This window comes from Sedimentibacter sp. MB35-C1, from assembly GCF_030913635.1.
Taxonomy (GTDB): domain Bacteria; phylum Bacillota; class Clostridia; order Tissierellales; family Sedimentibacteraceae; genus Sedimentibacter.
In genome coordinates this window covers 834,057-847,020 of the sequence record NZ_CP133188.1, presented here as the reverse complement: position 1 = coordinate 847,020, position 12,964 = coordinate 834,057, and the positions used below count along the sequence as shown (strand labels likewise).

The 12,964-nt window shown below is 35.5% G+C and carries 11 protein-coding genes; 3 read left to right on the top strand and 8 right to left on the bottom strand.

Going from position 1 to position 12,964, the window contains the following annotated elements; genetic code table 11:
- Nucleotides 1-192 precede the first annotated feature (192 nt).
- Nucleotides 193-657 carry a DUF523 domain-containing protein gene (locus RBQ61_RS04005; RefSeq protein WP_308139235.1) on the top strand — a complete coding sequence of 155 codons (465 nt, stop codon included), beginning with the start codon at nucleotides 193-195 and terminating at the stop codon, nucleotides 655-657.
- 157 nt (nucleotides 658-814) lie between these two features.
- On the top strand, nucleotides 815-2,833 hold the full coding sequence (locus tag RBQ61_RS04000) for a methyl-accepting chemotaxis protein (protein ID WP_308139234.1): 2,019 nt from the start codon (nucleotides 815-817) through the stop codon (nucleotides 2,831-2,833).
- Nucleotides 2,834-2,909: 76 nt separating this feature from the next.
- On the opposite strand, the gene RBQ61_RS03995 is transcribed toward RBQ61_RS04000, so the two are convergent.
- Nucleotides 2,910-3,254: an FMN-binding protein gene (locus tag RBQ61_RS03995; RefSeq protein WP_308139233.1), complete on the bottom strand. Its 345-nt coding sequence runs from the start codon at nucleotides 3,252-3,254 to the stop codon at nucleotides 2,910-2,912.
- Between the two features lie 223 nt (nucleotides 3,255-3,477).
- Between RBQ61_RS03995 and RBQ61_RS03990 the strand changes: the two genes are divergently transcribed.
- Nucleotides 3,478-4,605 (top strand): HD-GYP domain-containing protein, encoded by a 1,128-nt coding sequence (locus tag RBQ61_RS03990; RefSeq protein WP_308139232.1) that lies wholly within the window; start codon nucleotides 3,478-3,480, stop codon nucleotides 4,603-4,605.
- Nucleotides 4,606-4,667: 62 nt separating this feature from the next.
- Here the strand turns inward: RBQ61_RS03990 and RBQ61_RS03985 are convergent, their stop codons facing one another.
- The 7 genes from RBQ61_RS03985 to RBQ61_RS03955 form a co-directional block, all read right to left on the bottom strand.
- The gene (locus RBQ61_RS03985; protein ID WP_213923980.1) at nucleotides 4,668-4,958 is read right to left on the bottom strand and encodes a hypothetical protein; all 291 of its coding nucleotides are present in this window, start codon (nucleotides 4,956-4,958) and stop codon (nucleotides 4,668-4,670) included.
- An 81-nt stretch (nucleotides 4,959-5,039) separates the two neighbouring features.
- Nucleotides 5,040-5,939: a DMT family transporter gene (locus tag RBQ61_RS03980; RefSeq protein WP_308139231.1), complete on the bottom strand. Its 900-nt coding sequence runs from the start codon at nucleotides 5,937-5,939 to the stop codon at nucleotides 5,040-5,042.
- A gap of 205 nt (nucleotides 5,940-6,144) precedes the next feature.
- Entirely contained in the window at nucleotides 6,145-7,554 is a 1,410-nt protein-coding gene (gene ortB, locus RBQ61_RS03975; protein ID WP_308139230.1) for a 2-amino-4-oxopentanoate thiolase subunit OrtB, read from the bottom strand.
- Nucleotides 7,547-7,852, bottom strand: coding sequence for a 2-amino-4-oxopentanoate thiolase subunit OrtA (gene ortA / locus RBQ61_RS03970; RefSeq protein WP_308139229.1), 306 nt, complete (start codon nucleotides 7,850-7,852; stop codon nucleotides 7,547-7,549). Before ortA ends, ortB begins: the two co-directional genes overlap by 8 nt.
- An 88-nt stretch (nucleotides 7,853-7,940) precedes the next feature.
- Entirely contained in the window at nucleotides 7,941-9,371 is a 1,431-nt protein-coding gene (locus tag RBQ61_RS03965; RefSeq protein WP_308139228.1) for a sodium:alanine symporter family protein, read from the bottom strand.
- Between the two features lie 61 nt (nucleotides 9,372-9,432).
- Complete coding sequence (locus RBQ61_RS03960) at nucleotides 9,433-10,812, bottom strand: aspartate aminotransferase family protein (RefSeq protein ID WP_308139227.1); 1,380 nt, start codon at nucleotides 10,810-10,812, stop codon at nucleotides 9,433-9,435.
- Nucleotides 10,813-11,155: 343 nt separating this feature from the next.
- The gene (locus RBQ61_RS03955) at nucleotides 11,156-12,907 is read right to left on the bottom strand and encodes a sigma-54-dependent Fis family transcriptional regulator (RefSeq protein WP_308139226.1); all 1,752 of its coding nucleotides are present in this window, start codon (nucleotides 12,905-12,907) and stop codon (nucleotides 11,156-11,158) included.
- Nucleotides 12,908-12,964: the final 57 nt, after the last annotated feature.

Sequence of the window (12,964 nt, the reverse complement as noted above, 5' to 3'; positions counted from 1 at the left end):
ATGAACTTTAAATAAACCTGATGAACCGGAAACAACAGAAGATGCTACAGAATAATTCATGCCGGAACCCTAGTGTTCCGGCTTTATTTTACGATTTTTTTAAAAATATTAATTCTATTTCCAGAGAGTTATGTTATATTAGTAGTATGGTTACACATTAACCATATGACAGACCATAAGGAGTAAAATTTGATGAACAACAATATTAACGGCATTGGACCCGCCGAATGTAATCATAGCTTCGAATATGTGGTAAGTGCATGCCTTTGCGGTGAAAAATCAAGATACGACGGTAAAATTATTGTTTCGGAAAAAATAAAAAAATTAGTTGATGAAGGAAAAGCCATAATGGTATGCCCTGAAACATCCGGCGGATTAAGTGTACCTCGCCTGCCATGCGAGATAAAAAACGAAAGAGTGATTAATACCAGCTCTGAAGATATGACTGACTTTTTTATCCAAGGTGCACATAAAGTATTGGAGACAGCAAAGAAGTACGGTATAAAAAAAGCAATTTTGAAAGAAAAAAGCCCTTCCTGCGGCAGCAGGTGCATATATGACGGAACCTTCAGCAAAACTTTGATTCCCGGAGAAGGAATGACAACAAAGCTTCTTCGATCCAATGGAATAGAGGTAATAAGCGACGAAGAATTTTAACAGAAAGCGTTTCAGGCTGCAGAACATTTGTCCTGCAAGCCTGATTTGTTTTTTATAATAAAATTTTTATATTATAAATAAATGTTTTAAAATTGTCGTTTCTTGGTATATATAACATGTTGCTAATCATAATTTATTTCACCAAGGAGGACAGAAAGTGTTAAAAATCAGACAGTTAAATTTTGGAGCACAAAAGAAAAACAAAAGAAAAAGCATTACGAAAGAAATACTGAGAATAAGCGTAATAATACTTATTTTAACAATCGCCGTTATATCTACATATACATTGTACAACCTGAATAGTATGGTTTTGCAGGTTTCATTTGAAAAAGCCGAAACATCATCTAAACTAGTTGAGGCAGAATTCAAAACAATGAAAAAAACGATAGAAGAATATATAAGAGAAGCGGCAAAAAGCCAAGAACTGATAGTTTCAGTCAAAAATAGAAGCACATCTTCAATAAAAACCTACATAGATGATTTGAAAAAAAATTCGTCAAGCATAAGCAACATTACCGTTGCTGACGCAAACGGTAAAATTATTGCAAGTACCGACAGCAGCATCAATGCAGGAAAAGATATTTCAGGCATACCTATAATAAAAGCAGCCATGGGAGGAAATTACGGATCCGATATAGGAAAAAGCGTATCTGATTACTTTTCGGTAAATGTCGTTTATCCAATTTACAGCGACAGCAATATTTTAGGTGTAATAACAGCGGATTATGATATTGAACAAGCAGAGTTTATAAATGATATGAAATCCAATATCAACAATGAAATAACAATATTTGAAAATGACTCAAGAGTTAATACAACCATTGCAGAGGATGGCAAAAGGATAATCGGTACAAAACTAGAATCAGACATTTCCGATATTGTTATAAAAAACAAGCAAACATACAAAGGAAAACATGAGGTTCTGGGAAAAACATACGCAGCAGTCTATAAACCAATCCTGTCTTTTGACGGAAGCGTCGCAGGAGTTTTATTTACAGGAAACGACAATGCGGCTTTGGAGAAAATGCTGCTTTATGAGATACTTCTCATAGCTGCCTTGGCTCTTATATCATCTGCAGTCAGTATCTTTGTATTGAAAAGATACTTCAAATTGAGGGTAAGCGCTCCGTTAAACAGTGTAGTGAATGCCGCAAAGGCAATTGAAACAGGTGAAATCAGCGAAGATGTACTTAACCGCCTGGAGCTTATAACAACAAATGATGAACTTGGTTCACTTGCACGCTCTATGGAGGTTGCCGTCAATTCCATAAAGCAGCTTGAAGAAAATATCAACGGATACGAAAAAGCATTTGCGGGGCATGATTTGACATACACCTCAGATTCATCCAATCAAAGCGGAATATATTTATCAATAGTTAAAATTGTAGACAAACTGTTTTCTGAGCTTCGCAACATACTTGTTGAAATAAGCCAGGCTTCAGATGGAATAAATGCCGGTGCAGAACATGTTGCATCTGCTGCCCAAATGCTTGCCCAAGGCTCCACAGAACAGGCAAGCTCAACACAGGAAATAGCCGCTGCCATTTCAGATATATCCGAGCAGGTAAAAACCGAAGCTGCCAATGCTCAAAATGCCGGCGAGCTGGCAGGAGCAACAAATAATGAAGCAGTTAAAAACAGTACTTATATGAATGAAATGATGCAGTCAATGGAAGATATTTCTCTTACATCGCAAGAAATAGGAAAGATCATAAAAACAATTGACGACATTGCTTTCCAAACAAATATATTGGCTCTGAATGCCGCTGTTGAAGCAGCAAGAGCAGGGATTGCAGGCAAGGGATTTGCGGTTGTAGCTGATGAAGTCAGAAACCTTGCATCAAAAAGTGCGGAAGCAGCTAAAAATACAACCATTCTTATAGAAAGCTCTGCCGCCGCCGTAAACAAAGGCTATCAGATTGCAACCGAAACAGAAAATTCTTTGAATACCGTTGTCGAAAAAACAAGCAGTACAAGTTCGTTAATGCTGGAAATAGCAGAAGCATCCCAAATGCAAAGCGACCATATAAATCAACTCAATATAGGCGTTGATCAGATTTCCAGCGTAGTGCAGGCTAACTCGGCAACTGCTGAAGAAATTGCCGCATCAAGTGAAGAGTTATCCGGACAAGCCAATTCATTGATGGAAATGGTAGGTAAATATAAATTCTACTAATACACGACATATACAAAATGCGCCTTTGGCTAAAGCCCAAGGCGCATTTTCCGCATTTAGTTTGATTCTTTATGTATTATTTTTCTGCTAAAGCGTTATTTACAGCTTCTTTTATAGCATCGCTTGTTACAGTAGCTCCTGAAACAGCTTCAACTTCTGTTGAATCAGCTTCAACTATTAGAGCTGGTAATTGCTCAATAGCATTTGAGCCAATGCCTTGAGTTTCACTGTCGCCTACTGCGTCAACAGCAGTTATATCATCTCCGCTAACTGTTACTGTAACTGTAACATCTCCGCCAAATCCTTTAGCAGTACCTGTTAATGTTTTTGCTTCTTCTGTTGCAGCTGGTTCTTCTTTTGCACATCCGGCAAAGCTGAATATCATCAATGCCACAACTAAAAGTAAAGATAGTTTTTTCATTTCTTCCTCCAAAAATTTAAATAATACTTATAGATTATACCAGAATTATCAAAATTTTGAAACCGGCAAATTATTAATATTTTATTAACTTTTGCTTCTATATACTTTATACTTTAGAAAACAGCAAAAATTTTATGTTGAAAATTGTCAAAACATATCATAATTATTGATATTTTTGTAAATTATGGTATAATATATTTTAATATATACTCAGGAGCAGAAAATGTATATTACCAAAGAGCATCTTAAATCCGGAATGATACTTGCCAGGGACATAATTCTTAATGAAAGAAATCTAAGTTATGTACTTCTGACAAGAGGCCAGCCGCTAAATGCCAGATATATAAACAAAATACTGTTTCATGATATTACGGGTGTGTTTATTGAAAACGATGCCTTTGACGATATGGTTTTTGAGCAGGAAATTGATCGAAGGCTTGAATCAAAAGCTTTGACAGCCATACGATCCTTACATTATGAACTCGAAAGAAATGACAAATCTCTATCCTTCAATTCAATTGACCAATTTTCTGTAATTATTGACGATCTTATATCAGACATTCTGTCAAAAAGAAAACTGACAGATAATATATTGGAATTTAAGAACCACGATGAATACACTTATCAGCATTGCTTAAACGTTGCCAATCTTAGTATAACAACAGGTATAGCAATGGGACTGAAAGGCAGATCCCTCCATACATTAGGTATGGCTGCATTGCTTCATGACATAGGAAAAACAGCAATACCCACAGAAATATTAAATAAACCCGGTGCCCTGACCGCTGAAGAATTTGAATTAATGAAGACCCATCCTATTGTTGCGGTTGATATTTTAAAAAACTATGTATCTGAAGATATTCTTGTGGGAATTAAATTTCATCATGAGAGAGCGGATGGCAGCGGATATCCTTATGGCAGAACAAATGACAATATCCCTTTGTACAGCAAAATAATATCCATTTCTGACGTATATCATGCATTAAATTCTGAGCGTTCATACAGGAAAATGTGCTTTCCTAACGAAATAATGGAATACCTTATGGGAAATGCCGGATCTCATTTTGATTATGATGTTCTTAAGGTGTTTTTAAAAAACGTAGTTGCTTTTCCTGTGGGAACATTTGTAAAGCTCAGCAACGGCAAGCTCGGTGTCGTAATTAAAAACTATATTGAAAATAACATGAGACCTAAAATTAGAGTTGTAAATCCGGATAACACCGTAGGTGAGGATATAGACCTGTTGAATGACTATCAATACATGAACGTGACAGTAGTGGATATGGGATATAAGTATGTGGACATCGATTTTGGGAAAATAAAAAAAGCAAAAACCCCTCCTAAAAAATAAATATAGGTTCATACTAAAAAATGCTTTATAAAAAAGCATTTTTTTGGCTTATCAGTTAACCATCAATTTATCTGTACTTCCTTTGCCTCTTCCGGTTTAAAATCATTTTTTAAATCGTATATATTGTGTGAGGTAAAATCTCTCAGCTGTCTGTCTCCCAATGAATAGCATCTCATAAACCTGTTTTCCTTTACCATTGTCCAATGCTCGGCATCCCATGTCAGATAACCGTCCTCATCTGTTTTCTTTTCATTGAGTATGAGATCCACCTGCCTGCTGTTTCTCATAAGTTCAATAAGACTTTCGTAAGTAACTTCAATTTCTGTTTTATTAATCAAATCATAAGCTTTCATCTTTTCCTCCAATAGAATTTAATTGTATACTAATTATTATATATACTTACTTTGATAAAGTAAAGACAGAGCTGTGCACCGTCAAATCACAAATAGGACGGAAACGCCTATAACAGATATAACCGCACCCATAATCTCCTTAGGTGATACTTTCTCCTTTAAAACATAAATTGACAGCGGGATAATAAGAACAGGAGTAATTGAGGTTATGGTTGATGCGACACCGGTGGTTGTATACTGTATTGCCAAAAGATTGAAAGACACTCCAAGAAAAGGCCCAAAAAATGAACCTATGACTAAGTACTTTACTATTTCTTTATCTTTTACGGCTTCCTTCAGCCTGTCCCATTTTTTCATAAATAAAAATACAACGGTAAACCCTATCAGACCTGCCAGTATGCGTATCTGTGTGGCAGCAATAGGGCTGTAATCGCCCATACCTAACTTGCTGAGTATTAATCCCAGCGCCTGCCCCATAGCTCCGATAAAAGCGTATATTATCCCTTTAGCAGAGCGAGAAAATTTGAAATTACCGTCTTCGGGATTTCTGACAATTATTACTGTAGCAATTCCTGCAATCGTAATCATCATACCTATAAAATCCGAAAGAGATATTATTTCTCTCATAGTTATAAATCCCAGCAGAGCAGTTATTGGCGGAACTGACGCCATAATCAGCAAAGATATCCTGGAACCGATTTCTAAAAATGACATAAATAAAAACAAATCCCCTACAACAAAACCTACCACTCCGGATATGCTTAACCATATCCATGCTTCCGAAGATGCATCCAGCGGCAGAAGCATTCCTCTGGAAAAAGATGTGAACAGACTTATGAATACAAACGCTAAAATTAACCTTATATAATTCACAGTAAGCGCCCCTGCTTTTTTGCCTGCCAGCTCAAAGCATACCGCTGTGAAAGTCCAGAGTACCGCAGTAATTAGTGCCGATATTTCACCCAAATGTGATTGAATCATTTTATCCTCCGCAGATGCATTAACCGCATACTGAAATTCTTAAATTTAGTTCATAACTAATATTATACTCAATTTGCACATGCTTTACAATATACAAATGCAGTTAAAACCGAACACAACAAAAAGCCGGCTAAAGATTATCTCGCCTGCCGGCTTTAATGTTTGTTATAACATACTAAATATTTTTACATTTTGGCTTTTAATGCTATTTTGCTTTTAATTCTTTAATTGCAGCTTTTACAAAATCAACATTAGTGTTTGTTTCTTCTGCTAAGAATTTTATATCTGCATCATTTGGTACAACATCATAGTTTTTCAAAGCATTTTTGATAAGAGATCTTCTCATGTGTTCAACGTCTGCATCATTTGCTTTAATCAATGATGGATGTGATGGCAATATTATATTTTTGCCCGGAACTTCATCTTTAGGATCTCCGAATTTTACTTCTATTCCGTTTTCTCTGGCAAATGCAAGCTGTGGCTGAACGTGCTTTCCAGCTCCTGTGTATTCAGTTTCCTGTACAACTATCATCTGATCCTGATCTAATTCCTGTGCCAGAGAGAATGCAGCTGTTAATGCTGTATTTCCTGCAGGTCCTTTTTCCAGTCCTTCAAGGCTTGCAAGTGTTTCTGTAATATAGAACACTTCTCCTTGGCGAACAGTTACATATCTGTCCAAATATCTCAATGATCTTGCTGCAGATCTAGGAACATCTGATCTATCCGGCCATGTTGTGAAAGGAATTCCAAAGCCTGTGTGACCTGTTGTAAATGATTTTTTGTTGAATTGGCTGTCAGAAGCCATGTGCAATCCTGACAATTCAACACTTGCAGCAACTATTTTTGATTTTGCACCTGCTTTTTCCAATCCTCTTGCAGTACCAGTCAGGTTTCCACCGCCGGCATTTGTGCAAACTACTACATCTGGATCCTTGCCGTATTTTTCTCTGAACTGCATTGATATTTCATATCCTAATGTTTCAATACCTGCTATTGCATATGGTGTATAAAGTGATGCATTGAAATATCCTGTTTCTTCAAGTATAGCCAAGAATGTGTAGAATAGCTCAGGGCCTACAGTAAGTTGTACTACTTCTGCTCCCAGTGCTTCACATTTTCTTGCTTTTTCAATTATTTCAGGCTGTCCAATTCCTTTAGAATCATAGCACTCCTGAACTACTATACATTTCAGTCCATACATTGCAGCCTGTGATGCAACTGCTGCACCATAGTTACCGCTTGTTGCTGAAACAACACCTTTATATCCAAGTTTCCATGCCTGGTATACTGCTGTAGATGCTCTTCTTGCTTTAAAGCTGCCGGATGCATTTGATGCTTCATCTTTTATGAATATTCTTGCGCCTTTTCCTTCAGGAGCAGCTTTTCTTGCTAATGCTGTCAGATTTCTAAGTTCTATAATAGGTGTATTTCCTACTCCATGTTCTGATTGAATTTTCTGAATTTCTTCTATTGTAAATCCTGCTTCTTTCATCATTCTTTCATAGTCGAATGCAATTGAACCACTTTCAAATTCTGCGAAATCCAAGCCGGCAGCCTTTTTCATTATTTCAGGTCTTCTGCTCATTACTGCTGAATAGCTCATATCCTTACTCATTGTCAGCACCTCCAAATAAAATATCTTTCACTTGATCGCTGATTTTCATTAACTCAGGAACAAATGTGCCAAAGTCATGTTTATAGTACGGATTTGCTTCCAGCAAAGTTCCTTTTTCAGTTCTTTTAGTTCTAGTTACTACTGTAACTTCATCTCCAATATTTGCATCTTCCTGTAAGTATCCTTTTACCCACATTTCCAAAGGTACTTTTTTAGTATCTTCAGGTGCTTGTGGAGCTCTTTGAGACGGTTCTAATACATTTCTGTGTATTAAAACCCATTCGCCTTTTTTAATCATTGCTACACTTCCTTTTTAAATATTAAATATATATATAATAATTAAGTAACTCATTTTATTGAAAAATGAGTTACTTATTATTTGGCAATTATTTAGACTCTTTTTCCCAAACTTCAGTATTCTTTATTCCTAATTTTTCAGGATTGAATACTATTTCTTTATTAAGTTTATACTGTTCTTCGAAATCTTTAAATACTTTAATAGCAGTGTTGCTTAAGAGAAGCAATGCTATTAAGTTTAGCCATGACATAACGCCCATTCCTACATCTGCCATTGCCCATGCAAGCACTGATGGTTTTGAACAGAATATTAAAATTGCTGCTAAAGTTGCAATTCTTAAAGCTGTTAATAAATATTTCTGATTTATTTTCTTAGATGCTTTGCATACATAAGCAGCGCCTGTTTCAGCAGCATAGTAGTTTCCTAAGATTGTAGTAAAAGCGAAGAACAACATAGCCAATGCTACAAATACAGAACCAAAGCCAGGAATAAAAGTATCTATGGCATTTTGTACATATCCAGGTCCGGCTTGAATTCCAGGAAGGTTTTCAACTATACCATCTACATTGTACATACCTGTGAATATAATAACCAAAGCTGTTGAAGTACAAACGAAAATTGAATCTATATATACAGACATAGCCTGAACTAATCCTGATTTTGCAGGGTGGCTTACCTTTGCAGTAGCAGCAGCCTGAGATGCAGTACCCATACCAGCTTCGTTTGAGTAGATACCTCTCTTAACTCCCATCATTACTGCATTTCCTACAATTCCTCCAAATACAGCGTCAGTTCCAAATGCACTTTTGAATATTAAAGCAAATACTGCAGGGATTTCAGTGAAATGTGCTACAATCATTACAATAGAAATACATAAATATATTATAGCCATTACAGGAGCAATAAGCTCTGCAAATTTACTTATTCTTTTTATTCCACCGAATATAATCAATGATGCTAATATTGCAACTATTACTCCAAGCATTAATTTATTTGTTCCAAATGCAACATACATTGCATCAGCAATGGCATTAGACTGCATTCCAGGAGTACAGAAACCAAGTGCAAATATTGAGCAAACAGCAAATAACATTGCATACCATTTAATTCCTAAACCTTTGTCGATAAAATATTGAGGACCTCCTCTATATTCATCTCCATCTGTGCTTTTGTATATTTGAGCCAGTGTACATTCTATTATTGTAGTACCTGCTCCTAAAATTGCGGAAGCCCACATCCAAAATATTGCTCCAGGTCCTCCAATTGAAATTGCAGAAGCAACTCCTGCTATATTTCCTGTACCAACTCTTGTTGACATTGTTAATGCAAATGATTGGAAAGCACTTCTTCCGACATTGGAATCATTTTTTTCAAACATATAATGTGTCATAAGTTTTATATATCTAAACTGTGCTCCTTTAGTCCTTATTGTGTAATAAAGTCCTGACAATAAAGCTAATAATATTAGTGCGTTACTCCATAGTATTCCGTTAATACTATCCATTATCTGTTGTAGCATAATAAACTCCTCCGTTTAATTTTAAATTTTCGATATCTATTATAAAAAATAACTAAGTGTATTACCAGCCCTTAATTTGTTCCAATACTTCGTCCGGTACAAGTCCTTCTTCTACTTCAGCAATTGCCTTTTCAATAATATCCATTGCTTTTTCAGCCTCTTCACGACTTAAGCACAATGGAGGTTCAACCCTTAGAACCGAACCGCTGAAAAATGCCAATATAAGGCCTTTTTCCCAGCATCTCCAACAAATCTTAGCTGTTTTGTTAACATCACGTTCTTTTGTATTTCTATCCTTAACTATGTCTACTCCTATAAACATACCTGTACCGCGGACATCTCCGATACAATTATACTTTTCCATCAATGCCCTGAATCTGCTAATTATATAATCCCCTTGTGTATTAGCATTATCAAGTAATTTTTCATCATTAATTACATCAATTGTAGCTATGGATGCACTGCATGATACAGCATTTCCGGCCGTATTAAAGAAATGAACCGGAGCACCCCAACTTTCAAAAATTTCTTTTCTTGCAACTATTGCACTTAACGGCATTCCCGATGCTATGGCTTTTCCCATAACTATAATATCAGGCTCTATACCAAAATGCTCGCAAGCAAACATCTTTCCTGTTCTTCCAAAACCTGTTTGTACTTCATCCGCAATTACTAAAATTCCATAACGCTTACATATACCTATCAGTTTGTCATAATACTCCTGCGGAGGCACAATTATACCCGCATCCCCTTGCATAGGTTCAAATATGATTGCAGCCACTTCTTCAGGCGGAACCACTGTTTCAAGCATATTTTCAAAATATTTCAAACATGCTAAATTGCAGTCAGTTCTTTTTTTGTTATTCAAACACCTGTAGCAATCAGGATAAGGTATAAACTCCACTTCCGGAACCATCGGTTCCATTCCGCGTCTCATTTCAGTGCCATATCCGGAAACACTTAAAGCTCCAAATGTTGTACCATGATAGGATCTTAGGAAGGAAATTATTTTTTTTCTTTTTGTAAAACATCTTGCAGCTTTGATTGCACCATCTACAGATGATGATCCAGACAATCCATAAGCCACTCTCTTTTCAAAATTGCCGGGAGTAATTTCTGCAAGTTTCTCCGCTAATTCTATATGCGGTTTATGATACATATACGCAGGTGTATAATGAATAAACTTGTTGACTTGATCATTCACTGCTTTAACCACCTTAGGGTGATTGTGTCCCACATTAATTACCGCTGCACTTGAAAGAAAATCAATAAATTCATTTCCTTCAATATCAACAACCTTGGCTCCTTTTGCCCTTTCTACTATTAAGGGATAGTATGGAACCCTTGTTGTGTATGACATTATTTTATTTTCCCTATCAATTATTGAATAAGTTTTGTCAGTTACTTTTGTTATTATGTCGTTTTCGGTATGACTGCTCAATTTATGCCTCCTTAAATATTACGCAACATCTGTGATTAATTTGTTAATTCATACGGATTATTACAAATAAATCACTCCTCTTCTATGAAAATATCTAATATTAGTTTTTTCAGATAGCCACAAACGCTATCTTTTAGCATGCTATAATATTAAAGATGCAATTTCCGTGCCAATTATTCAGGAGTTATAAATGTTATAAAATGCGCACTTTTAATTTTAATAAATAATCAGTTATCATTAATGATACTCTTTTAATCACTGATATTATTTCTTGGCATTAATTTCACAGCTTTCAAGCTCGGTATCAAAAGCGATAATATATTATCGGTTTTGATACCTCGAATCATATATCGTACTGCTTTAATTTTCTATACAATGTTGCTATACCAATATTGAGATCCTCAGCTAATTTTTTCCTGTCTTCTTTGCTGGTTCCGTATTCTCTCGCTCTTTCGCTGATAACTTTCTTTTCAAATTCTTTCACTATGTTATCCAAAGATTTATCTTCTTTTTTATTGCATGGAGTAATTATATTTTTAGGTATACTTGCTTCTGTTATAATATTGCTTTTTTCCATATTCATAGCATATTCAATAACATTTTCAAGCTCTCGGACATTACCCGGCCAATCATACGCCTCAAATATGCACTGCACTTTATAATCTATCTCCTTAATGTCTTTATTGAAAATACCATTGTATTTATTCAAAAGATAATCAGTCAATAATGGAATGTCATCCTTGCGGTCTCTTATGGAGGGTATCATAATCGGAATTACGTTAAGTCGATAATACAAGTCATCTCTGAACCTTTTTTCTGAGACCAGCTCCTCCAAATTTCTGTTTGTAGCAGATATAATTCTGACATTTACAGGTACTTCCGATACTCCTCCGACTCTTTGTACCTTTTTATCCTGTAAAACACGCAATATTTTAGACTGCAGGTAAATGGGCATGTCACCTATTTCATCCAGAAATAATGTTCCTCCATCAGCCAATTCGAACTTACCAGGCTTACCTCCCTTTTTAGCGCCTGTGAAAGCCCCGTTATCATATCCGAATAATTCACTTTCCAGCAACGTCTCGGGAATAGCCGCACAATTTATAGCTATAAACGGTCCATCAGCCATTGGGCTCAAGCTGTGTATTGCTCTTGCAAAAAGCTCTTTACCTGTTCCGCTTTCCCCCCTTATCATAATAGTGGAATACCCCTTTGCCGAAATTTCAGCTTTCTGTTTAGCATTGCAAATAGTTCCGCTTTCGCCTATAATATCGCAAAAATGCACACTTTTATTATCAATAATATTGCTTACTATCTTTTGAATATCTTTTGAATTAGAAATAGTTATAATACCGCCAATTATTCTTCCGTCTTTGTCTTCCAGGGTATTTGTAGAAATGTAACAAATCAGCTCATTTCCATTGCCAAGCAATGCTTTGACCTCTCTTTTATCATATTTAGGGAAATGTCCTTTATCGTTAATTTCAATATTTGGGAAGATACAATTGATTTTTTTGCCTATAATACTATCCTTATTGGCTTTAAATATTTTCTCTGCAGTTTTACTGAAATGAGTTATATTTCCATTTTCATCCGTTCCTATAATTCCTTCGTTTATAGAATTGAATATATGGGTCATCTGAATTGCTGAAATTTTTAATTTTTTAGAAATAGAGACTTCCATTGCCTTTGTAGAAATCATTTGACACATTACCTCAAGAAATTTTATATAATCATTTTTTCTGGACAGCATTATTCTTTTATGCTCCTCCGTATATCCGACTATACTTAAAATTCCTATTATTTCGTTGCCGATTTTTATCGGAAAGTCAAACTCTGCTTTTTGAGGGCAGTGTTTATAATTTTTACAATTCTCACACAAATAATGAAACCCGGGATTATCTACTATTACTTCGTCTCCGGTTTTCATAATATATTTATAGATGTTGCTAATATAATAGTTCTTTTCGTTATTAACAGTACCGCCAAGCTTATTTAATTTATTGTCCATTATCATAATCTCAACATTTAAAATAGCAGCTATTGACTTTGCAACATGTTGTATGGTATTTATGACAGCCGGATCATTCAGCATATTTATTCCTCCCATTTACTTTTTATTAATTTATTTACAGTCCGTAACAAAATTATC